Below are 22907 nucleotides of genomic sequence, written 5' to 3'. Positions count from 1 at the left end.
CCATGACGTACCCCACCTCCCGCTTCACGCCCGGCACGGCCGCCGTCGTCGTGGTCGACGTGCAGAACGACTTCTGCGACCCCGCCGGTGCGTGCGCGCAGCGCGGCAGCGACGTGGCCGGCGCGGTCGCGATGGTGCCGCGGCTCGAGCGGTTCCTCGACGCGGCCCGCGCGGCCGGCGTGCTCGTCGTGTTCATCCAGACGACGCACGACGCCACCACGAACTCCCCGGCGTGGCTCGCGCGCCGCGGCGACCCGGTGCCCGGTGCGCCGACGCCCGTCGCGACGTGCGCGACCGGCACGTGGGGCGCCGAGTTCTACCGGGTCGCGCCGCAGCCCGGCGAGCCCGTCGTGGTCAAGCACCGGTACTCGGCGTTCGCCGGCACGAACCTCGACGTCGTCCTGCGCAGCGCGGGCGTCGACTCGCTGCTGCTCACGGGCGTCTCGACCAACGTGTGCGTCGAGTCGACGCTGCGCGACGGGCTGTTCGCTGAGTACCGCGTGACGCTCGTCGAGGACTGCGCCGCGAGCTTCGAGGCCGAGGCGCACGCGGCCACGGTCGCGAACGTCGAGCAGTACTTCGGCGTCGTCGCCACGAGCGAGGAGATCGGCGCGACGTGGTCCGCGCTCTCCCGCGCCGCGTGAGCACGGGACGCGCCCGCGGCCGGCGCCCCCGGCGCCCGGGCACGGACCGGCCGGTGCGCCCCGCGCGCGCCGGCCGGTCGGCCACGGTGCTGCTCGCGGTGCTCGGCGTGACCTACTGGGCGGCGCACACCATGCTCCGCCCGCTGATCGGTCCGTACGTGCTGGCCGGCGGCGGCAGCGAGCAGCAGGCGAGCCTCGCGCTCGCGTCGTTCGCGATCCTGCCGACGCTGCTCGCGATCCCGCTCGGTGCGCTGACCGACCGGTGGGGCGTGCGCACGCTGCTCGTCGTCGGCGGCGCGACCATGGCGGTCGGCGGCGGCGTGCTGGTGCTGCCGCTCGGGCTGCCGGGCGTCGTCGCGAGCCAGGCCGTGATCGGCGTCGGGACGCTCGCGGTGTGGGTCAGCCTGCAGACCGTGGCGACCCTGCCGCAGGCCGCCGACGAGGCGCCGCGTGCGCGCAACGCGCGGCTCGCGACGTTCTCGCTGTTCCTCGCCGCCGGGCAGGCGGTCGGCCCCGCGCTCGGCACGGGCGTCGCCGAGGTCGGCGGGTACGCCGCGAGCTTCGTGGTCTACACGGCGCTGTCGCTCGTGCTGGTCGGGCTGGGGCTCGCGGTGCGCGTCGAGCGGCCCACCCGTGGACCCGCGCCCGTGCCCGTGCTGCGCTCGTTCCGCGACGCCGCCGCGATGGTGCGCGTGCCCGCGGTCGCGACGACGCTCGTCGTGAGCTTCGCGGCGCTCGTCGTGCTCGACATCCGCACCGCCTACCACCCGCTGGTGCTGGGCCAGGCGGGCGTGCCGCAGTGGCAGGTGGGCCTGCTGCTGTCGGTCGCCGCGGCGGCAGCGTTCGTGTCGCGGCCGTTCTTCCCGCTCGCGATGGCACGGCTGCGCGAGTCGACGACGGTCGGGCTCGTGCTCGTGGTGTCGTCGGTGTCGGTCGTCGCCGTCGCGTTCGTGCCGCCCGTGCCGTGGCTGCTGGCCGTGCTGGCCGCGGTCAACGGGTTCGCGCTCGGGTTCGCGCAGCCGCTGACGCTCGCACTCATGGCCGACCACACGCCCGCGGACCGCCGTGGCCTCGCGTCGGGGCTGCGCTCGACCGCCAACCGGGGCGCGCAGCTCGCCAACCCCGCGGCGTTCGGGCTGCTCAGCGGGGTCGTGCCGCTCGTCGGCGCGTTCGGCGTGGTGGGGGGTGCGCTGCTCGTGACGTCGGTCGCGAGCACGTGGGCGCTGCACCGCGCGGCGCGGTCGACGACGGTGCCGTCGGCCCCGGGCGCCGTCGTGCCCCCGGCCGCCCCGCGCCAGGAACCCGGCCGGGCGCCCGCCGCACCGGCGGCCGTGACGGTCCCCGACACGGCGTGAGGGGTGCCGTCGGCGAGCGACGGCACCCCTCACGCGTGGTCGGCGGCGTCAGTAGATCGGGCGACCGCTCGCGTCGGGCACGCCGGACTTGCGGAAGAAGTACGTCCGCACCTGGTCGCGCCACTCGGTGGCCGAGCGCACCTGCTCGGCGAGCCGCTCGGCGACGCGCGCGTGCAGACGGTCGTCGACGAGCCCGCGCAGGGCCTCCCAGCGCGACACCCACGACTCGACGACGTCGACCGCGTCGGCGCGCGTGTCGTAGATGTGCTGGATGACGGTCGTGCCGCTCTTCAGCACGTGCTGGTACGGCACGTGGTGGAAGAACAGCAGCAGCTCGTCGGGGCACGTCGCGAGGTCCTCGTACACCGCGTCCCACGGCGCCTGGTACTGACCCGTGAACCCGGTGCCCGTCGCGACCGTGCGGTCCACGCCGATCCCGTCGCGGTCGGCGAAGTGGTACGTGCCCCACTTGGAGTACTCGTACCCGTCGACGTTGGGCCCGTAGTGGCCGCGCAGCGGGTCGACCATGAAGCACACGCCGAGCGGCGCGGTGTACTTCTCGTACGTGAGCCACGAGCCGTCCATGAACGCGTGCAGGGTCTCGCGCACGCGCGGGTCCGCGCCGGGGAACGTGAGGTCCAGCCACTCGTCGAGCAGCGCGACCGGGTCCGCCGACGGGTCCCAGGCCAGGCGCCCGTACGCGTACAGGTTGGCCTGCGCGAGCGGGTGCCCCGTCCAGAACTCGTCGTCGCCGACGTTGGACACGGCCGTGATGCCGCCGGCCTGCAGCTCGGCGCCCTCGGGCGTCCGGGGGCCGGGCAGGCCCGACGCGATCTCGGCGACCGTGCGGGTCGCGTCCTCCGCGAGCGGGAAGCCCAGCACGTCGGACCACAGCGGGCCCAGGTAGCACACGTGCTTCTGGTGGCCCGTGTACTCCTGCGTCACCTGCAGCTCGACCGCGACCCGCGTGCGCGGCATCGCCGCGATCACGGGGGACACGGCCTCGCGCACCTGGAAGTCCAGCGGCCCGTACTTCACCTGCAGCACGACGTTGTCGTCGAACCGGCCGTCGAGCGGCGCGAAGTGGTCGTACGCCGCACGCGCGCGGTCGGTGCGCCGGTCGCGCCAGTCCTGCTCGTGGTTGTAGACGAACGCGCGCCAGAACACCGTGCCGCCGTGCGGCGCGACCGCGCGGGCCAGCAGGTTCGCGCCGTCGGCGTGGTCCCGCCCGTACGCGAACGGGCCCGGCTGCCCCTCGGAGTCCGCCTTGACGACGAACCCGCCGAAGTCCGGGATCGCCGCCCACACGCGGTCGGCCGTCGCGGCCCACCACGCCTGCACGTCGGGGTCCAGCGGGTCGTTCGTCGCCAGCCCGCCCAGGCGCATGGGCGACCCGAACGACACCGACAGGTACGTGCGCACGCCGTGCGGGCGGAACACGTCGGCGACGCGCGCGACGTCCGCGAGCCCGTCCGTCAGCAGCCGCGCCTCGGTGGCGTGCACGTTGACGTTGTTGATCGCGACGGCGTTGACGCCGATCGACCCGAGCAGCCGCGCGTAGTCGGCCACGCGGGACAGGTCGTCGCGCACGCGGCCGTCCGCGTAGAAGATCGACCCGCCCGCGTACCCGCGCTCGACCTGCCCCATGACGGGGTGCACGTCGATGTTGTCCCAGTGGTCGAGCATGCGGACGGGTGCGACGGGCGCCTCGACGACGGGCGCGTGGTCGTCGCCGAACGCGCGCTCGCCGAGGCGGACGACGTCGTGCAGGCCGTAGAGCAGGCCCGCGGCGCCGCCGGCGACGACGGTCGTGACACCTCCCGAGCGCCGGCGGGTGAACCCCTCGGGGTGCTGGGTCCCGTCGGCGACGACACCGAGCACGAGGTCGTGGTGCCGATCGCCCGCGGTGTCGTCCGGAGCGAGCACGGTGAGCGCACCCCCGTGCGCGGCGGTCGCGCGCCGCAGCTCGGCGACGACGGTCTCGCCGACCGGGCCCGCGTCGGGTCCGGGGGCGACGAGCACGCGTCGCGAGCCGACGGGCGCGAACGCCGCGTCGGGCAGCCACGCGGGGTGGACGGGCGGGGGGCCGGTGGTGCGGTCGGTCATGGCGGTCACCAGTCGTGCACCGTCCCGTCCTTGAGTCGGTTGAACGGCAGGTACGCCGCCTGGTACGGGTGGCGCGAGGCCGCCTCGTCGTCGTGCTCGACGCCCAGTCCGGGCTGGTCGCCGGGGTGCAGGTACCCGTCCTCGAACGTGAACGAGGTCTGGAAGACCTCGTGCGTCGTCGCCGAGTGCTGCATGTACTCCTGGATCCCGAAGTTGTGGATCGCGAGGTCCAGGTGCAGCGCGGCGGCCATGCCGACGGGCGAGATGTCGGTGGGCCCGTGGATGCCGGACTTGATCTGGTACTGCGCGGCGTAGTCGAAGATGCGACGCAGCGCGCTGATGCCGCCGGTGTGCGTGACGGCCGAGCGCACGTAGTCGATGAGCTGCTCGCGGATCAGCGTCTGGTAGTCCCAGACGGTGTTGAACACCTCGCCGATCGCGAGCGGCGTCGTCGTGTGGTGGCGCACCAGCCGCAGCGCGTCCTGGTTCTCGGCGGGCGTGCAGTCCTCGAGCCAGAACAGGTCGTACGGCTCGAGGTCCTTGCCGAGGCGCGCGGCCTGGATGGGCGTCATGCGGTGGTGGCCGTCGTGCAGCAGCGGCAGCTCGGGGCCGAACTCGTTGCGCACGGCCTCGAAGACCTGCGGGATGTGCCGCAGGTAGGCGCGCGTGTCCCAGTCCTCCTCGGCGGGCAGGGGCGCGCGCTGCGCGGGCTCGTAGTCGTACCGGCCCGACGACGACGGCTGCGCGGCGACCCCGTACACGGCGTCGATGCCGGGCACGGACGTCTGCACGCGGATCGAGCGGAAGCCCGCGTCGAGGTGCTCGCGGATCGAGTCGAACAGCTCGGGCAGGTCACGGCCGGACGCGTGCCCGTACGCCATGAGACCGTTGCGCGACGCGCCACCGAGCAGCTGGTACAGCGGCAGCCCGGCGATCTTGGCCTTGATGTCCCACAGCGCGACGTCGACCGCGGCGATCGCGGCCATCGTCACGGGACCTCGGCGCCAGTACGCCGAGCGGTAGAGGAACTGCCAGGTGTCCTCGATCTTGTGCGCGTCCCTGCCGATGAGGAGAGGGACCACGTGGTCGGTGAGGTAGCTCGCGACGGACAGCTCGCGTCCGTTGAGCGTCGCGTCCCCCAGGCCGACCACGCCGTCCTCGGTGACGACGCGAAGGGTGACGAAGTTGCGGCCTGGGCTGGACACCAGCACCTCGGCGGTGCGGATGGCGGTGCCGGACATCGGGATGGCTCCTTCCGCCCGTCCGCGACGTCGCGGCGGGCACTGGTGAGACTAGGCCTCGACACGGTAGGCTGGCAATCGTTTGCCAGCAAGAACGGTCCCGCGCACCGTCGCACGGGCTCCGACGAGCACACCGGGAGGGTGCATGGCCGTCCGGCGCCAGCCCACGTTGCGTGACATCGCCGCGGCCGCAGGGGTCGCCGTCTCGACCGCCTCGCGGGCGCTGACCCGACCCGGCCGGGTGAACGCCGACACGGCCGAGCGCGTCATGGCCGTGGCCAAGGAGCTCGGCTACATCCCGAGCGCGTCCGCCCGCGCGCTGCTGTCCGGCCGCACCTCGACCGTCGCGCTCGTGCTCCCCGACGTCACCAACCCCGTGTTCTTCGGCCTCGTCCGCGGCACGTCCGCGCGGCTGCGCGAGTCCGGGTACGTGCAGGTGCTCGCGGACACGGAGGAGTCGGTCGAGGTCGAGGCCGACACGCTGCGCAAGCTGCGCGGCCAGGTCGACGGCGCCGTGCTCGCCGCCTCGCGTCTCACCGACGAGCAGATCGCCGCGGCCGCGGCCGACCTCGCGCTCGTCGTCGTCAACCGCACGATCCCGGGGATCCCGGGCGTGCTGCTCGACACCGCCGGCGGCATGGTGCAGGCCATCGAGCACCTCGCCGCCCTCGGGCACACGCGCATCGCCTACGCGGGCGGCCCCGCGACCTCGTGGTCCGACAGGCGCCGCCGCGAGGCGCTCGTGCCCGCGGCCGAGCGGCTCGGCATCGAGCTCGTCGTGCACGGCCCGTACTCGCCCGTGCGCGACTCCGGGCCCGCCGCGGCCGACGCCGCGCTCGCGGCCGGCGTCACCGCCGTCATGGCGTTCAACGACCTGCTCGCGTTCGGCATCCTCGAGCGGCTCGACGCGGTCGGCGTCGACGTGCCCGGGCGCATCAGCGTCACGGGGTGCGACGACATCTTCGGCTCGGACCTCGTCCGTCCGGCGCTGACCACCGTGCGTTCGCCCGTCGAGCGCGCCGGGCGCATGGCCGCGGACCTGCTGCTGGCGCGGCTCGACGGGGACGGCAACGGCGCCGACGACGCGGACGGCGACGCGCAGGACGACGCCGAGGGTGCCGTGACCGCCGAGCCCGTGCTCATGCCGACCGACCTCGTGCAGCGCGCGTCGACGGGGCGCCCGACCGCCTGAGCGCCCGCCGGGTCGCGCGGGGCACGGGGCACGGGGCCGCGTCGCGACGGACCGCCGCGTCGCCGGCCGTCGACGCGGCGGCGGGTCCTCAGCCCCGCGGGGACAGCGCCGCCAGGACCCCCTCGGCGTACCGGTCGAGCTTGGCCGCACCGACCCCGCTGATCGTGCCGAGCTCCGTACGGCTCGACGGCCGGCGCGTCGCGATCTCGCGCAGCGTCGCGTCGTGGAACACGACGTACGCGGGCACGCCCTGCTCCTTCGCGGCGGCGGCGCGCCACGCGCGCAGCGCCTCGAACAGCGCCGCGGCGTCCGCGTCGAGGTCGGCGGCGGCTGCCGGGCGTCCCCCGCGCGAGCCGCGCGACGTGCGCCCCGTGCGCTCGGGCTCGCGGCGCAGCCGGACCTCGCGCTCGCCGCGCAGCACCGCGCCGGACGCCTCGGTGAGCCGGATCGTGCCGTAGCCGTCGGTGTCGACCGCGAGCAGCTCGGCCGCGAGCAGCTGACGCACGACGCCGCGCCACTCGCCGTCCGACAGGTCCTGCCCGATGCCGAACGTCGACAGCGCGTCGTGCCCGAGCTGCTGCACGCGCGGCGTCGCCTTGCCGCGCAGGATGTCCACGAGGTGCCCGACGCCGTAGCGCTGCCCCCGCTGGTCGAGCCGCACGACCGTCGACAGGAGCTTCTGCGCCGGGACGGTGCCGTCCCACGACTGCGGCGGCTCGAGGCACGTGTCGCAGTTGCCGCACGGCCCGTCGGACTCCTGCCCGAAGTACGCGAGCAGCTGCACGCGCCGGCAGTCGACCGTCTCGCACAGCGCGAGCATCGCGTCGAGGTGCTGCGTGAGGCGCCGCCGGTGGGCCGCGTCCCCCTCGGACGTGTCGATCATGCGGCGCTGCTGCACGACGTCCGCGAGCCCGTACGCGAGCCACGCGGTCGACGGCAGGCCGTCGCGTCCCGCGCGCCCCGTCTCCTGGTAGTAGCCCTCGACCGACTTGGGCAGGTCGAGGTGCGCGACGAAACGCACGTCGGGCTTGTCGATGCCCATGCCGAACGCGATGGTCGCGACCATGACGACGCCGTCGTCGCGCAGGAACCGCGACTGGTTCTCGGCGCGCACGCGGCGGTCGAGGCCCGCGTGGTACGGCAGCGCGTGCACGCCCGCGTCGACCAGCGCGGCGGCGGTCTGCTCGACCGACGCGCGCGACAGGCAGTAGACGATGCCCGAGTCGCCCTCGTGCTCGGTGCGCAGCAGGTGCAGCAGCTGCGCGCGCGGGTTGTCCTTCGGCACGATCCGGTACCGGATGTTGGGCCGGTCGAAGCTCGCGACGAACTGCGCCGCGTCGGTGAGCTGCAGGCGCTCGCAGATCTCGCGGTGCGTCGCGCGCGTCGCGGTCGCGGTGAGCGCGACGCGCGGCACGCCGGGCCACCGCTCGTGCAGCAGCGACAGTGCGAGGTAGTCGGGCCGGAAGTCGTGCCCCCACTGCGACACGCAGTGCGCCTCGTCGATCGCGAACAGCGCGACGTGGCCGCGGTCCAGCAGGTCGAGCGTCTCGGGCACGCGCAGCCGCTCGGGTGCGAGGTACAGCAGGTCGAGCTCGCCCGCGAGGAACGCGTCCTCGACCGCGCGGCGCTGGTCGCGCTCCTGCGTCGAGTTGAGGAACCCCGCCCGCACGCCGAGCGCCGACAGCGCGTCCACCTGGTCCTGCATGAGCGCGATGAGCGGCGACACGACGACGCCCGTGCCCTCGCGCACGAGCGCGGGCACCTGGTAGCACAGCGACTTGCCGCCGCCCGTGGGCATGAGGACCACCGCGTCCCCGCCCGCGACCACGGTGTCGACGACCGCGGCCTGGTCGCCGCGGAACGCGTCGTACCCCCACACGCGGTGCAGCACCTCGGCCGGCGTGCCGTGCGACGGCGCGGGCCGGCCCGACGCGGTGCTGCGCGGGCGGTGCGCACGCGGCCGTCCGGCCCCGGCGTCAGGTGGGCCCGACGCCCACGGGTCCTCGCCCCACGGCGCGTCGTCCGGGGGTGCGTCGTCCGGCGGCGGCGCCTCGTCCCACCACGGCTCGGCGGGCACGTCGTCCCACGCGGCGTCGGGCGGCGGCTCGGCGGGGGTCGCGGGCACGTCGGCGTTCCGGTCCGCGCGGTCGCGGCGCGTCGGGCGGGGCGAGGGGTCCGGCAGCACCCGCCCACCCTACGAGCCGCCACCCACCGACGGCCGGTGGTCCGGGCCGGCTGTGGACGGGACCCTCGCACGCGTCCGCCGCTTCGCGCGACGCGGCGCCCGACCGATCCGTAGGCTGGCGTCATGGGAACCGCACTGGTCACCGGCGCGAGCGCCGGCCTCGGTCTGGAGTTCGCCTGGCAGCTCGCCACGGCCCGGCACGACGTCGTCCTCGTGGCGCGCGACGAGGAGCGGCTCACGCGCCTGGCGCAGCAGCTCGAGGCGGCCGCCGGCGTGCGCGCCGAGGTCCTGCCCGCCGACCTCACCGTCCCCGAGGACGTCGAGCGCGTCGCCGAGCGGCTGCGGACGGACGAGCGACCGGTCGGCCTGCTCGTCAACAACGCGGGGCTCGGGCTCAACCAGCACTTCGTCGACGGCGACCTCGACGCCGAGCTGCGCGCCCTCGACCTCATGGTCCGCGGCGTCATGGTGCTCTCGCACGCCGCCGCGGGCGCGATGGTCGCGCGCGGTCGCGGCGCGATCCTCAACGTCGGCTCGGTCGCGGGCCTCATCGCGTCGGGCACGTACTCGGCGCACAAGGCGTGGGTGCGCACGTTCACCGAGGCGCTCGCGGTCGAGCTCAAGGGCACGGGGGTCACGGCGACGGTCGTGTGCCCCGGCTTCACGCACACCGAGTTCCACGAGCGCGGTCGCATCGACACCGCCCACTACCCGGAGCTCGGCTGGCTCGACGCCGAGGACGTGGTCGCGTCCGCGCTCGCCGACGTGCGACGCGGCGTCGTCATCTCGACGCCGAGCCTGCGCTACAAGGCCGCGTCGGCGCTGCTGCGGATCGCGCCGCGCTCGGCCGTGCGCGCGTTCGGCGGGTACCGGCGCGCGCTGCTCGACGAGGCGATCGAGGGCCGCGACGGCGCCTGAGCCGTGACGGGTCGCCCGTACCGGGCACGGCCGTCGCTAGTCTGTCGGCCGTGAGCAGCGACCTGACGTCCACCCCGCGCGAGCAGCTGCGGGACCTCATCGTCGAGCTGGCCGTCGTGCACGGCCGCGTGACGCTGTCGTCCGGCAAGGAGGCCGACTACTACGTCGACCTGCGCCGCGCGACGCTGCACCACCGCGCGGCCCCGCTGATCGGGCACCTGCTGCTCGACCTGCTCGAGGAGGCGGGGCTCGGCACGGCCGAGATCGACGCGGTCGGCGGGCTGACGCTCGGCGCCGACCCCGTCGCGACGTCGCTGCTGCACGCGGCCGCGTCCCGCGGCCAGGACCTCGACGCGTTCGTCGTCCGCAAGGAGGCCAAGGCGCACGGCATGCAGCGCCGCATCGAGGGTCCCGACGTCGCGGGCCGGCGCGTCGTGGTCGTCGAGGACACGTCGACCACGGGCGGCTCGCCCATCGCGGCGGTGCAGGCCGTGCGCGAGGCCGGCGGCGAGGTCGTGGGCGTCGCGACGATCGTCGACCGCGGCACGGGCGCGCGCGAGGCGATCGAGGCGCTGGGCGTGCCCTACCACCACCTGTTCGGGCTGGCCGACCTCGGCCTGGCCTGAGGGGCGGCGCACGGTGCGACGCGGGATCCCGACCTGGGCGTTCCTCGTGCTCGGGTTCGTGGCCTGCATCGTCGTCGGCCGGCTCATGGGGTTCCCGATGCCCGACGGCGGCTCGGTGGCGTTCGTCGCGGTCGCCATGGCCGTGTTCACCCTCGGCGCCCGGTGGTGGCACGCGCGCCGCCGTCAGGAGCTGACCGCGTGGGCGCACGCCGCGGGCTGGGAGTACGTCGGTGGCGACCCGGGCGTGGGCCTCGCGCGCGTGCACACCGCCCGGCCCTTCGACCAGGGCAGCGGCCGGCGGGTCTACCACGTGATGACCGGCACGTTCGAGGGGCTGCCGGCGGTGTCGTTCACGTACGAGTGGACGACGGGCTCGGGCGACGAACGGCGCACGTCCCGCGTGCACGTCGTCGGGTTCGCGCTCCCCGCGTACCTGCCGACGCTCGACGTGACGCCCGAGGGTGTCGGCGCACGGCTCGCGAAGGCGTTCGGCGCGCGCGACCTGCAGCTCGAGTCCGCCGCGTTCAACGACGCGTACCGGGTCGACGCCCCGGACGCGCGGACCGCGCACGCGGTGCTGCACCCGCGCACGCTCGAGCGGCTCCTGCAGCCCGACGCGCTCGGGCTGTCGTGGCGCATCGAGGGCCCGTGGCTGCTGTCGTGGGAGACCGGGGACACCGACACCGCGCGGATCGCCCCCCGCCTGGGCGTGCTCTCGACCGTCGTCCGCGGGATCCCGCGGCACGTCTGGCAGGACCACGGCTACGACCCGGTGACCGACGGGCCGCCGGGGGACCGGGCGCGGCAGTGGGCGCCGTGGGGTGCGCGCACCGGGTGACGTCGCCGCTCGTCGGTGCGCGGGCCGCGCGGCGACGGTGCCGCTGTCGCTACGATCGCTGGACGTCCCGAACCCTGGAGGATCCCTCGTGACCGGTGGCATCATCGCCGTCCTCGTCGTCGTCGCGCTCGTCGTGATCGTGCTGCTGTGGGCGATCGCGCAGTACAACGGCTTCGTCCGGCTGCGGAACCTCGTGCAGGAGTCCTGGCGGCAGATCGACGTCGAGCTGCACCGCCGGCACGACCTGATCCCCAACCTCGTCGAGAGCGTCAAGGGCTACGCGGCGCACGAGCGCGGCGTGTTCGACGAGGTGACGCGGGCCCGTGCCGCCGCTGCCGGGCCTGCCGCCGGCCCCGCCGAGCAGGCCGTGCAGGAGAACGTCCTCAACCAGGCGCTGGGTCGCCTGCTCGCGGTTGCCGAGAACTACCCGGTGCTGCGTGCGAGCGAGAACTTCCAGCAGCTGCAGGCCGAGCTCGCCAACACCGAGGACCGCATCGCCGCGGGCCGCCGGTTCTACAACGCGAACGTCCGCGAGCTCAACACCAAGGTCGAGACGTTCCCGGCCAACGTGATCGCGAACATGTTCGGGTTCACGCGCGCCGAGTACTTCGAGGTCGACGACCCGCAGATCCGGCAGGCGCCGTCGGTCAGCTTCTGACGCACGCCGCTCGACGGGGCCCCGGTGACGCGCACGTCACCGGGGCCTCGTCGCGTGCGGGTCAGGCGGGGGCGCGCAGCCCGGGGACGTCGGCGACGGCGGCGCGCCAGCGGTCGACGAGGGACGTGGCCGGGTCGCGCAGCCACTGGAGCTGCAGGCCGTCCATGAGGCCGAGCGCGACGCTCGCGAGGTGGTCCGGGTCGTGCGGAGGGGGCACGACGGCGGCGAGCGCCGTGAGCGCGGTGCGCTGCCGGTCGGCGAAGTACGCGTGCGCGGGGTGGTCGGGCGTGAGGGACTCGGCCTCGAGCACGGCGTAGAGGCGCACGACCTCGGGCTGGGTCGCGTTGTGCTGGACGAGCTGGTCGCACAGCACGTCGAGCGTGACGCCCGCGGCGGTGAACAGGTCGGTGCCCCAGATGCCGCGCCCCGGGCCGTGGGGGACGCCGAGGCGGTCGGCGAGCGCGACGGCGTCGAGCTCGTCGCGGCGCTCGAGCACGGCGACGAGCAGGCCGGTCTTGGATCCGACGTGGTGCAGCACGCCGGGCACGGTCATCTCGCACGCGTCGGCGACGTCCTGCGTGGACAGCCCCCAGTAGCCCCGTTCGGAGATGAGCGCGGTCGCGGCGGCGAGGATCTGGTCCCGCCGGCGCGGACCGTCCATGCGGACGCGCGGGCGGGGGCGGGCGGCGGGCACGTCCCGATGCTCTCACGCCACCCGTTCGGGGGAGCCCGCTTCCCGGGTCGCGGCCGCGGTGCTTCACTGAGTACCTACTAGGTACTAGTTAGCGGTGACGTCGTCGTCACCGCGAGTGAGGAGACACCGGTGTCACCCGTCATCACGACCTACCCCGAGGCCGTCGCCGCCGTCCGTGCCGGCACGCCCGCGTCCGACGCCGCCCGCGCGCTGTACGACCTGCTCACCGACGACGAGCGCCTCGGCCTGCTCGACGGCGACCAGGAGTTCTGGCCCGGCATGACCGAGATGATGCAGGTCGGCTACAACACCCGGCCGCTCGTGCACGGCGAGGTCCCGCGCCTCGGCATCCCAGGCCTGCGGTTCAGCGACGGCCCGCGCGGCGTCGTCATGGGCCGCTCGACCGCGTTCCCCGTCTCGATGGCGCGCGGCGCCACGTGGGACCCCGAGCTCGAGGAGCGCGTCGGCGCCGCGATCGGCGCCGAGGTCGCCGCGCAGGACGGCAACTTCTTCGCGGGCGTCTGCATCAACCTGCCGCGCCACCCCGCGTGGGGCCGCGCGCAGGAGACCTACGGCGAGGACCCGCTGCTGCTCGGCGAGCTCGGCGCCGCGCTCACGCGCGGCGTGCGCCGCCACGTCATGGCCTGCGCCAAGCACTACGCGCTCAACTCGATGGAGAACGCGCGCTTCACGGTCGACGTCACGTGCGCGCAGGACGTGCTGCACGAGGTCTACCTGCCGCACTTCCGCCGCGTCGTCGAGGAGGGCGTCGACGGCATCATGTCGGCCTACAACTCCGTCAACGGCGAGTGGGCCGGCCAGCACCCCGAGCTGCTCACCGACGTGCTGCGCGGCGACTGGGGCTTCGAGGGCGTGACCGTCTCCGACTTCATCTTCGGCCTGCGCGACGCCGCCGCGTCCCTCGAGGCCGGTCTCGACGTCGAGGAGCCGTTCCGGCAGCAGCGCGCGCAGCACCTGCCGCAGCAGATCGCCGACGGCGCGACGTCGTGGGACGCCGTGCGCCGCTCGGGCGAGCGCGTGATCGCGACGCAGCTGCGGTTCGACGCCGAGCACGACGCGCCGCGCCCGTCGCTCGACGTCGTCGCGAGCCCCGAGCACCGCGCCCTGGCGCGCGAGGCCGCCGCCCGCGCCGTGGTGCTGCTGCGCAACGAGCCGGTCGACGGCACGCCCGTGCTGCCGTTCGCGCCCGGGTCGCTGCGGCGGCTCGCGGTCGTCGGCCGGCTGTCCGACGTCGCGAACACCGGCGACCACGGGTCGTCCGACGTGCGGGCACCCGAGGTCGTCACGGCCCTCGCCGGCCTGCGCGCGGCGCTGCCCGGCACCGAGGTCGTGCACGTGCCCGAGGACGACCCGCGGGCCGCCGCCGCGGTCGCCGCGACGTGCGACGCCGCGGTCGTCGTCGTCGGCTACACCGCCGACGACGAGGGCGAGTTCACCGACGCCTCCGCGATGGCGCGCCCTGAGATCACGGCCCTGTACCCGCCGCTGCCCGACGGCACGGCGGCGACGCACGTCGCCGCCGCGGGGGAGTCCTCGCTCGGCGCGGGCGGCGACCGCGAGCGCCTCACGCTGCGTCCCGTCGACGAGGAGATCGTGCGCGCCGTCGCCGCGGCGACGCCGCGCACGGTCGTCGCGGTCGTCGCCGCGGGTGCCGTGCTCACCGAGTCCTGGCGGCACCACGTGCCCGGGCTCGTCATGTCCTGGTACGCGGGCATGGAGGGCGGGCACGCCCTCGCCGACGTCCTGCTCGGGCACGTCGACGCCGCCGGGCGGCTGCCGTTCAGCATGCCGACCTCGCAGGACCACCTGCCGCCGTTCGACCGCGACGCCACGGCCGTCACGTACGACGCCTGGCACGGCCAGCGCCTGCTCGACCGCGACGGCGTGCCCGCCGCGTACCCGCTCGGGTTCGGTCTGTCGTACACGACGTTCACGCTCGGCGACCCGGTCGCGCGCCGCACGGGCGTCGAGAGCGCGCAGGTCGACGTGACGGTCACCAACACCGGCGGGCGCGACGGGCGGCACGTCGTGCAGGTCTACGCGACCCACGCCGACGAGCCCGTGCGGGCCCTGGTCGGCTTCGCGGCCGTCGAGGTCCCCGCGGGCGGTACGCGGCGCGTCGCCGTCCCGCTCTCGCTGCGACCGCTGCAGCGCTGGGACGGCGCGACCCGCACGTTCACGACGCCCACGGGCGACGCGCGCCTCGAGGTCGGCGCGCACGCCGGCGATCCCGACGCCGTCGTCACCACCCTCGCCCTCGCCTGACCCACCCGCCCGACGCCCCCGCCTGGGGCGTCGGGCCCTCGAGAAAGCCGGACGACGATGTCCACCACCCTCCCCGCCGACGACGCTCCCGCGTCGTCGCTCGACACCCTCACGCGCGGCGGCCACGTGCGGCTCGCCACCGCGCTGGTCCTCGGCGCCGTGCTGTGGATCGGCCCGTACGTCGCGGGCATCACGGTGCTGCTCCCCGCGCGCCTCGAGCAGATCGCCCCCGACAACAAGGTCGCGGTGATCGCGACGCTGTCGATCGTCGGCTCGGTCGTCGCGCTGCTCGCCAACATCCTGTTCGGCGCGCTGTCCGACCTCACGCGGTCACGCTTCGGCAAGCGCGCGCCGTGGATGGTCCTCGGCTCGGTCACCACGTGCCTGCTGTTCCTGCTGCTGTCGCGCGCCGAGTCCGTCACGGCGCTCGTCCTGACCTGGTGCGTGTTCCAGCTGTTCCTCAACGCGATCGTCGCGCCCATGGTCGCGGTGATCCCCGACCGGGTGCCCGAGCGGCTGCGCGGCAGCTACTCCGCCGTGTACGGCGTCGGCATGATGGTCGGCATGGCGGGCGCGAACGTCGTCGCGTCGCGCTTCGTCACCGACCCCGTCGCCGGGTTCCGCGTCATGGGGTTCGCGATCCTCCTCGCCGGTCCGGTGCTTGCGCTGCTCGCGCCCGACCGGTCGAACGCCGGTGAGCCCCGGCCCGCGTTCTCGAGGGCCATGCTGCTCGACAACTTCTCGTTCCCGCGGCGCGGTGCGCGCGACTTCTACCTCGCGATGTCGGGCAAGCTGCTGTTCGTCCTCGCGATGTTCTCGATCACGGGCTACCAGCTCTACATCTTCACCGACCACCTCGGGATGGACGCCGACGGCGCGGGCGCCATGATCGCGACGATGGCGCTGGTCCAGCTGGTGCTCTCGCTCGTGTTCGGCGCGGTCGCCGGGCCGGTGTCCGACCGGCTCGGGCGTCGCAAGGTGCTCGTCGTCGGGGCGATGGTCGTCATGGCCGTGGGCCTGCTCGTGCCGTTCGTGTGGCCCGTGCCGGCCGCGATGGTCGTGTTCGCCGCGGTCAGCCTCGGCCTGGCGTCGGGCGTGTTCAACTCGGTCGACCAGGCGCTCAACTACGACGTGCTGCCCGACCCGCAGGCTGCGGCCAAGGACCTGGGCATCCTCAACATGGCCAACACCGGGGGGCAGATCCTCGGGCCCGTGCTCATGGGCGCCGTCGTCGGCGTCACCGGCGGCTACGGCGCGGGGTTCCCGATCGCCGCGGGCGTGACGCTGCTCGGCGCGTTCCTCGTGCTGCGGATCCGCTCGGCGCGCTGACGCACGAGGGCACGGGCGGCGCCGGTCCCGGCCGGTGCCGCCCGTCGCCCCGTGCGGGCGTCGGTGCGGCGCGTCAGTGCGAGAACGCCGCGATGTGCGCCGCGGAGGGCGCCGTGTGCCGCTCGGGTGCCAGCAGCGACGGCAGACGGTGCAGCAGCGGGTCCACCAGGCCGCGACGCGGGTCGAGGGCGTGCGCGTGCTCGAGACGCTCGAGCAGCACGCCGACCTCGCCCGTCGTCAGGTCCAGGTGCGTCGCGAGCGCCGCGGGCTCGACGAACCGGTCGGTCGTCGCGCACACGGCGGCGAGCAGCCGGTCCAGCGGGCAGCGGTCCTCGCCGCGGCACACGTCGTGGTGCAGCCCCGCGGCGACCCGCTCGACGAGCTCGTGCGACACGTCGCCCAGGTCGCGGTGCTCGGCGATGGCGCGTGGCAGCCCGCCGTGCCGCAGGAAGCCCGCGCGCACCTGCGCGGCGTCCGCGGCCGGCTCGGCCATCAGCACCTCGGCGAACGTCGCGGGGCGCAGGTGCCGCACGTGCAGCGCACCCTCCGGCACCGCGGCGAGCAGCGCCGCGAGGTCGCGGGGGTCGAGCACCGACGTCGTGGCGACCACCTGGTCGCCGCGACGGCAGGCGTCGGCGACCGCCGCGGGCCAGCGCGAGACGGTGCCGACCTCGTCGACGACGAGCACGCGCGGCCCGTCGCACGCGGGCGCCCCCGTGCGCGTCGGCAGCCGCAGCACCGCGGCCAGGTCGACCCCGCCCATGCGGCGCGGCCGGTCGTCCTCGTCGAGGTGCTCCACGGGCACGAGCACGACGCGCCGCGGGTCGACGGCCGGGTCCGCCACCAGGTGCGCCACGACGTCCTTGACGGCCGTCGTCTTGCCGACGCCCCGCGGCCCGACGACGAGCGTCACGGTGCCCGGGCGCACGCCGGCCGCGAGGTCGGCCAGCACGGTGCGCGACGTCGCCGTCGCGAGCGCCCACCCGTGGCGCTCGCGCGCCGTCAGCTCGGGGTCGTCGAGCACCCAGGACGCGCGGCGTCGGCGCGACCACCAGGGGTTGGTCGCGCGCAGCACCTGGGCCAGCTCGTTGTTGCGCACACCCCAGCGTGCGCCCTCGTCAGGGCCACCACGAGGGACGAACGGCCTCGTCAGAGCCCCGCGGGGCGTCGGATCAGACCAGGCCGACGAGGTCCTGCACCGAGTCGAGCACCGCGGTCGGGCGGAACGGGAACCGGTCGACGTCGGTCGCGCGCGTCGACCCCGTCAGCACCAGGTACGTGCGCAGACCCGCCTCGATGCCGGCGACCACGTCGGTGTCCATGCGGTCGCCGACCATCACGGTGGTCTCGGAGTGCGCGTCGATGCGGTTGAGCGCGGAGCGGATCATCATCGGGTTGGGCTTGCCGACGAAGTAGGGCTTCCTCCCGGTCGCGGCCGAGATCATCGCGGCCACCGCGCCCGTCGCGGGCAGGTCGCCGTCGGCGCTCGGACCGGTGACGTCGGGGTTGGTCGCGATGAACCGCGCCCCGCCCTGGATCAGCCGGATCGCCTGGGTGATCGCCTCGAACGAGTACGTGCGGGTCTCGCCCAGCACGACGAAGTCCGGGCGGGCCGCGGTGAGCGTGTACCCGGCCTCGTACAGCGCCGTGGTCAGCCCCGCCTCGCCGATGACGTAGGCCGAGCCGCCGGGCATCTGGTCGGTGAGGAACTGCGCGGTCGCCAGCGCCGAGGTCCAGATCGCCTTCTCGGGCACCTCGATGCCCGTCGCGGCCAGGCGCGCGCGCAGGTCGCGCGGCGTGTAGATCGAGTTGTTCGTGAGGATGAGGAACGGCCGCTCGGCGGACTGCAGCGCGCCGACGAACTCGGCCGCGCCGGGCAGCGCCTGGTTCTCGTGCACCAGCACACCGTCCATGTCGGACAGCCAGGAGCGGATCTCGCGCGTCATCGGGCGTCCCGCCCCGTGTCGTCCCCGGGGGTGTCCACGACCTGCGTGCCGGCCTGCCCGGCGAGCGGCTCGGTGGCCGCCTGACCGAACACGTCACGCTCGACGGCGGCGCGCTCGACGGGCTCGTCGTACGCGGGGTCGCGGCCCTCGACCGTCGCGCCGGCCTTCTCGTTGCGGCGCGCGCGCCACAGCTCGAACGCCACGGGCAGCAGCGACGCCAGCACGATGACGACGAGCAGCGCCTCGATGTTGTCCTTGATGAAGGCGATGTTGCCCAGCAGGTAGCCGAGCAGGGTCACGCCGACGCCCCACAGCAGCGCGCCGATGACGTTGAACGACACGAAGTGCCGGTAGCTCATCTTGCCGACGCCCGCCGCGACGGGGGCGTACGTGCGCACGAACGGCACGAACCGCGCCACGATGATGGTCCGGCCGCCGTACTTGTCGAAGTAGGCGTACGTCTGGTCGATGTACTTCTGCTTGAAGAACCGCGAGTCGGGCCGGCTGAACACCCGCGGCCCGAGCTTGCGGCCGATCGCGTAGGCGACCTGGTCACCCGCGAACGCCGCGAGGAAGAGCATCAGGCACAGCACCCAGATGTTGAGCTTGAGCGAGTCCTGCGCGACGAGCGCACCGGCGGTGAACAGCAACGAGTCGCCTGGCAGGAACGGGAACAGCAGGCCCGTCTCGATGAACACCACGGCGGCGATGCCGATGAGCGCGGCCGTCCCGAAGGACGCGATGAGGTGGTCGGCCTGCAGGAAGTCCGGCCCGAGCGCCGGCAGCGGGCCGCCGGCCGTCAGTGCGGCGGCCAGCGCCGACGTCGTCAACATGCGGGTCAGCCTACGGCGTCGGGGTCCGCCGCCCGAGGGCCGTCCGGCACCCCGTCCGGCACCCCGTCGTGCGCCCCTGGGTAGGCTGCCTCGGTGGCTCATGACGCGACCTCCCCGGCCGACGCCCCCACCACCTCGACCCTCACGGCACCGCGCACGACGTGGTCCCGCGCACCCCTGCACGCCGCCCGCGGCGGGCTCATCGGCGCCGCCGAGTCCGTGCCCGGCATCTCGGGTGGCACCGTCGCGCTCGTCGTCGGCCTCTACGACGAGCTGATCGCCGCGGCCGCGCACGTCGTGCACGCGGCACGGGCGTTCGTCGTCGGCGTCGTGCGCCGCCGCGGCACCGCCGAGGCGACCGCGGCGCTGCGACGCGTCGACTGGCGCCTCGTGCTGCCCGTGCTCGCGGGCATGGCGGTCGTGCTCGTGCTGTCGCTGCGCACGCTCGCGCCCCTGCTCGAGAGCCACCCCGTGCCGACCCGCGCCGTGTTCGCCGGGATGATCGCGGCGTCGGTCGCGGTGCCGCTCGGCATGATGCCGTCGCGGCCGCGCGTGCGGGACGGCGCCTACGCGCTGGTCGCGGCCGTCGCGGCGTTCCTGCTCACCGGCCTGCCGCCCGTCGCGATCGAGGAGCCGTCGCTCTGGTACGTCGTGCTGGGCGCGGCGATCGCGATCAACGCGCTCGTCGTGCCGGGTCTGTCGGGCTCGGCGCTGCTCGTGGTGCTCGGGCTGTACGTGCCCGTGCAGGCCGCGCTCGACGGCCGTGACGCCGCGTTCGTGGGCGCGTTCGTGCTCGGGGCCGCGCTCGGGTTCGCGGCCTTCGTGCGCACGCTGCAGTGGCTGCTGCACGAGCGGCGGCAGGTCACGATGGCCGTGGTCACCGGCCTCATGATCGGCTCGCTGCGCGCGCTGTGGCCGTGGCAGGACGACGACCGCGGGCTGCTCGCGCCGCAGGGCGACGTGGGTCAGGTCGTGGCGCTCGTCGTCGCGGGCGCGGTCGTCGTCGGCGGCCTCGTCGCGTGGGAGCGGCGCCGTGCCGCCCGCGCCCGGGCCGCCGCCGAGCCCGCCGCGCCGGCCGTCGGGTGACGCGCGAACCCGTCCTCGGCGTGCCCGCTCCGGGTGACGACGGGGCCGTGCCCGGTGACGACGCGCCCGTGCCGGGTGACGACGCGCCCGCCGAGGTCGGCGTCGGCCCCTGGCCCGGCGGCCCCGACGCGTGGCCCGCCGACCCGCGCTACGACCCCGAGCTGCTCGCGCACGGCGACCGGCGCAACGTCGTCGACGCCTACCGGTACTGGAGCGTCGAGGCGATCGTCGCCGACCTCGACACGCGCCGGCATGCGTTCCACGTCGCGATCGAGAACTGGGCGCACGACCTCAACATCGGGTCGGTCGTGCGCACCGCCAACGCGTTCAACGCCGCGGGCGTGCACGTGGTCGGGCGGCGGCGCTGGAACCGGCGCGGCGCGATGGTCACCGACCGCTACCTGCACGTGCACCACCACCCCGACGCGGCCGCGCTCGTGGCGTGGGCCGCCGGCGCGGGGCCGGACGGCACGCGGCTGCCGCTCGTCGGCGTCGACAACGTCCCGGGGTCGGTGCCGCTCGAGGGGTTCGCCCTGCCGCGCGCGTGCGTGCTCGTGCTGGGCCAGGAGTCGACCGGGCTGACCCGCGAGGCCCAGGACGCGTGCGACGTCGTCGTGCACGTCACGCAGCACGGCAGCACGCGCTCCCTCAACGCCGGTGCCGCCGCCGCGATCGTCATGCACGCGTGGGCCGTGCAGCACGTGCCGCGCTGACGAGGCGCGCGGCACGAGGTCTCAGACCAGCGCGCCGAGGGCCTCGGCCGTCGCGGTGACGGTCAGCAGCGCCGAGACGGCGCCGAACGCCAGGAGCGAGACGAACCACCAGCGTCGGCTCCGCCGGTCCGCGAACCACGCCCACAGCCCGTCGCCGCGCACCGTCGCGCGCGGCCCGCGCTTCGGGGGTGCGTGCACGGGCAGCATGCCGCGTCGGGTCTCCAGGGCGTGCAGCGCGTCGGCGTCGGCGATCGCCCCCGCGGAGTGCTTCGCGAGCAGCTGCGCGCTGGCCACCGCGACCACCGCGCTCAGCGCACCGGCCAGCGCGCGCTGCCACGCCGCGCCGTCGCCCAGCGCGATCGTCAGCAGGAACGCCATCGCGGTCATCGCGAGCGCGGGCGTCTGCCACATGAGCTCGTTGAGCGAGACCTCGCGGGCGCTCAGCGACTCGTAGGCGGCGAGCTCGTCGGCCGTGCCGGACGTGCCGGACGTGTCGGGTGCGGGTGCCACCGCCCGCTGCACCATGCGCAGCGACCCGGGCCACAGGGTCGACGGCTCCGGCAGCGCCCCGACCTCGAACCACGCGAACCCGCGCGCCTCCGACCCGCGTGCCCGCAGCGCGCGGCCCGCCGGCACGTCGGCCGTGAAGCACACCGCGACCGCGTGCTTGCGGGGGTCGACGCCGGCGCCCGGCCGCACGTCCGGGAAGTACTCCTGCACGAGGAACGGCTCGGGGGACGGCACGACGTCGTCGACGGGCGAGAGCGACTCGTCCAGCGTGCGCCGCGCCGCGTCGTGCACGCTCTCCAGGCGCTCCTGCCGCCCGCCGACGTGGCACCACACCTCGCCCCACGGCGAGTCCCGTCGGATGAGCCCGACGTGCGTGACGGCGCCGTCCGCGTCGCGCGCCACGGGCAGGACGTCGACGCAGGCGATCGGCAGGTGGTCGGTGGCCCAGCGCCAGCTGTCCGCCGGCAGCCTCCTCGGGCGGGGGACGCGCACGGGGGCGATCGAACCACGTCGGCGGGACCGTGCGCCGCGTGCCGCGCCGGGGTCCCGGTGGACGTCCCGGACGGCGGGGGCCCCAGGGGTGGCAGACTCAGGTCGTACCGCTCCCCGACTCTTCAGGAGAACAGCGATGCCCATCGCCACCCCCGAGGTCTACGCCGAGATGATCGACCGGGCGAAGGCCGGCAAGTTCGCCTACCCCGCCGTGAACATCACGTCGTCCCAGACCGTCACCGCCGCCATCCAGGGCTTCGCGGAGGCCGAGTCGGACGGCATCATCCAGGTGTCGGTCGGCGGCGCCGAGTACGCGTCGGGCTCGACGATCAAGAACCGCGTGTCCGGCACGCTCGCGCTCGCGGCGTACGCGACCGAGGTCGCCAAGCACTACGGCGTCACGATCGCGCTGCACACGGACCACTGCGTCAAGAAGAACCTCGACTCGTGGGTCCGCCCGCTGCTCGAGCTCGAGGCCGAGCAGGTCAAGCGCGGCGAGAACCCGACGTTCCAGTCGCACATGTTCGACGGCTCGGACATCCCGCTCGACGAGAACCTCGTCATCGCGGCCGAGCTCCTCGAGCTCTCGCAGGCGGCCCGCACGATCCTCGAGATCGAGGTCGGCGTGGTCGGTGGCGAGGAGGACGGCCACGAGGCCGAGATCAACGAGAAGCTCTACACGACGGCCGAGGACGGCCTGAAGACCGTCGAGGCGCTCGGCGCGGGCGAGAAGGGCCGCTACCTGACGGCCCTCACGTTCGGCAACGTGCACGGCGTGTACAAGCCCGGTGCGGTCAAGCTGCGTCCGTCGATCCTCGCGGACATCCAGCGCGAGGTCGGCGCGAAGATCGGCAAGGAGTCGCCGTTCGACCTCGTCTTCCACGGCGGGTCGGGCTCGACGGCCGCGGAGATCGCCGAGGCGGTCGACAACGGCGTCATCAAGATGAACATCGACACCGACACGCAGTACGCGTTCACGCGTCCCGTCGTCGCGCACATGTTCACCAACTACGACGGCGTCCTGAAGGTCGACGGCGAGGTCGGCAACAAGAAGGCCTACGACCCGCGCGCCTGGGGCAAGCTGGCCGAGGCCGGCATGGCCGCGCGCATCGTCGAGGCGTGCCAGCAGCTGCGCTCGGCGGGCACCCGGATCTCCTGACCCGGAGCCGCCACGCGAACGGCCCCGACCCCTCACGGGGGTCGGGGCCGTTCTGCGTCGTGGGTGCGGGCGGCCGCGTCCGTGGTGCGCCCGGGG

20 protein-coding genes are annotated in these 22907 nt (G+C 74.8%); 12 read left to right on the top strand and 8 right to left on the bottom strand.

The genetic code is table 11. The features are described 5' to 3' along the window. Both ATM99_RS02810 and ATM99_RS02805 read left to right on the top strand, forming a co-directional pair. Positions 1–644: cysteine hydrolase family protein (locus tag ATM99_RS02810; protein WP_062101420.1), on the top strand; the 644-nt coding region annotated here is incomplete at its 5' end. Positions 645–697: 53 nt separating this feature from the next. After that, the gene (locus tag ATM99_RS02805; RefSeq protein WP_150118084.1) at positions 698–1999 is read left to right on the top strand and encodes an MFS transporter; all 1302 of its coding nucleotides are present in this window, start codon (positions 698–700) and stop codon (positions 1997–1999) included. 48 nt (positions 2000–2047) lie between these two features. Here ATM99_RS02805 and ATM99_RS02800 read toward each other — a convergent pair whose 3' ends face one another. Next, positions 2048–4105 carry an alpha-glucuronidase gene (locus ATM99_RS02800; protein WP_062101426.1) on the bottom strand — a complete coding sequence of 686 codons (2058 nt, stop codon included), beginning with the start codon at positions 4103–4105 and terminating at the stop codon, positions 2048–2050. Positions 4106–4110: 5 nt separating this feature from the next. Further along, complete coding sequence (manD, locus tag ATM99_RS02795) at positions 4111–5346, bottom strand: D-mannonate dehydratase ManD (RefSeq protein WP_062101418.1); 1236 nt, start codon at positions 5344–5346, stop codon at positions 4111–4113. A gap of 145 nt (positions 5347–5491) precedes the next feature. Here manD and ATM99_RS02790 point away from each other — a divergent pair, with 145 nt between their 5' ends. Beyond that, entirely contained in the window at positions 5492–6538 is a 1047-nt protein-coding gene (locus tag ATM99_RS02790) for a LacI family DNA-binding transcriptional regulator (RefSeq protein WP_062101417.1), read from the top strand. Between the two features lie 88 nt (positions 6539–6626). On the opposite strand, the gene recQ is transcribed toward ATM99_RS02790, so the two are convergent. Beyond that, positions 6627–8723 (bottom strand): DNA helicase RecQ, encoded by a 2097-nt coding sequence (gene recQ, locus ATM99_RS02785; protein WP_150118083.1) that lies wholly within the window; start codon positions 8721–8723, stop codon positions 6627–6629. A 123-nt stretch (positions 8724–8846) separates the two neighbouring features. On the opposite strand from recQ, the gene ATM99_RS02780 reads away from it, so the two are divergent. The 4 genes from ATM99_RS02780 to ATM99_RS02765 all read left to right on the top strand — a co-directional run bounded on the left by ATM99_RS02780 (position 8847) and on the right by ATM99_RS02765 (position 11763). Continuing rightward, positions 8847–9641, top strand: coding sequence for an SDR family oxidoreductase (locus ATM99_RS02780; RefSeq protein WP_062101416.1), 795 nt, complete (start codon positions 8847–8849; stop codon positions 9639–9641). Between the two features lie 50 nt (positions 9642–9691). Continuing rightward, complete coding sequence (gene pyrE / locus ATM99_RS02775) at positions 9692–10267, top strand: orotate phosphoribosyltransferase (protein WP_046529213.1); 576 nt, start codon at positions 9692–9694, stop codon at positions 10265–10267. A 13-nt stretch (positions 10268–10280) separates the two neighbouring features. Then, positions 10281–11105, top strand: a complete 825-nt coding sequence (locus ATM99_RS02770; RefSeq protein ID WP_062101415.1) for a hypothetical protein — start codon at positions 10281–10283, stop codon at positions 11103–11105. A gap of 88 nt (positions 11106–11193) precedes the next feature. Beyond that, positions 11194–11763 (top strand): LemA family protein, encoded by a 570-nt coding sequence (locus tag ATM99_RS02765; RefSeq protein WP_062101414.1) that lies wholly within the window; start codon positions 11194–11196, stop codon positions 11761–11763. A gap of 61 nt (positions 11764–11824) precedes the next feature. Here ATM99_RS02765 and ATM99_RS02760 read toward each other — a convergent pair whose 3' ends face one another. Next, complete coding sequence (locus ATM99_RS02760; protein WP_223304775.1) at positions 11825–12457, bottom strand: TetR/AcrR family transcriptional regulator; 633 nt, start codon at positions 12455–12457, stop codon at positions 11825–11827. Between the two features lie 129 nt (positions 12458–12586). Between ATM99_RS02760 and ATM99_RS02755 the strand changes: the two genes are divergently transcribed. Together ATM99_RS02755 and ATM99_RS02750 are read left to right on the top strand one after the other, a co-directional pair. Further along, positions 12587–14743, top strand: a complete 2157-nt coding sequence (locus ATM99_RS02755) for a glycoside hydrolase family 3 C-terminal domain-containing protein (protein ID WP_223304774.1) — start codon at positions 12587–12589, stop codon at positions 14741–14743. A 57-nt stretch (positions 14744–14800) separates the two neighbouring features. Then, the gene (locus ATM99_RS02750; RefSeq protein WP_062101412.1) at positions 14801–16072 is read left to right on the top strand and encodes an MFS transporter; all 1272 of its coding nucleotides are present in this window, start codon (positions 14801–14803) and stop codon (positions 16070–16072) included. A gap of 73 nt (positions 16073–16145) precedes the next feature. Here ATM99_RS02750 and ATM99_RS02745 read toward each other — a convergent pair whose 3' ends face one another. From ATM99_RS02745 to ATM99_RS02735, 3 genes are all read right to left on the bottom strand, one after another. Further along, complete coding sequence (locus ATM99_RS02745; RefSeq protein WP_062101411.1) at positions 16146–17171, bottom strand: AAA family ATPase; 1026 nt, start codon at positions 17169–17171, stop codon at positions 16146–16148. A 73-nt stretch (positions 17172–17244) separates the two neighbouring features. Then, a complete protein-coding gene (locus ATM99_RS02740; RefSeq protein WP_062101410.1) occupies positions 17245–18018 on the bottom strand; it encodes an HAD-IIA family hydrolase in 774 nt (257 codons plus the stop codon). After that, positions 18015–18851, bottom strand: a complete 837-nt coding sequence (locus ATM99_RS02735) for a VTT domain-containing protein (protein WP_062101409.1) — start codon at positions 18849–18851, stop codon at positions 18015–18017. Before ATM99_RS02735 ends, ATM99_RS02740 begins: the two co-directional genes overlap by 4 nt. Positions 18852–18944: 93 nt before the next feature. Here ATM99_RS02735 and ATM99_RS02730 point away from each other — a divergent pair, with 93 nt between their 5' ends. Beyond that, complete coding sequence (locus ATM99_RS02730; RefSeq protein WP_223304773.1) at positions 18945–19937, top strand: DUF368 domain-containing protein; 993 nt, start codon at positions 18945–18947, stop codon at positions 19935–19937. A 47-nt stretch (positions 19938–19984) separates the two neighbouring features. Next, complete coding sequence (locus ATM99_RS02725; protein ID WP_062101423.1) at positions 19985–20650, top strand: TrmH family RNA methyltransferase; 666 nt, start codon at positions 19985–19987, stop codon at positions 20648–20650. A gap of 21 nt (positions 20651–20671) precedes the next feature. Here ATM99_RS02725 and ATM99_RS02720 read toward each other — a convergent pair whose 3' ends face one another. Continuing rightward, positions 20672–21652: a DUF4916 domain-containing protein gene (locus ATM99_RS02720; RefSeq protein WP_062101408.1), complete on the bottom strand. Its 981-nt coding sequence runs from the start codon at positions 21650–21652 to the stop codon at positions 20672–20674. Here ATM99_RS02720 and fbaA point away from each other — a divergent pair. Further along, positions 21534–22811: a class II fructose-bisphosphate aldolase gene (fbaA, locus tag ATM99_RS02715; protein ID WP_255356793.1), complete on the top strand. Its 1278-nt coding sequence runs from the start codon at positions 21534–21536 to the stop codon at positions 22809–22811. The genes ATM99_RS02720 and fbaA overlap by 119 nt on opposite strands. Positions 22812–22907: the final 96 nt, after the last annotated feature.

This window comes from Cellulomonas sp. B6, assembly GCF_001462455.1.
Lineage (GTDB): Bacteria > Actinomycetota > Actinomycetes > Actinomycetales > Cellulomonadaceae > Cellulomonas.
This window is presented reverse-complemented; position numbering and strand designations above follow the sequence as displayed.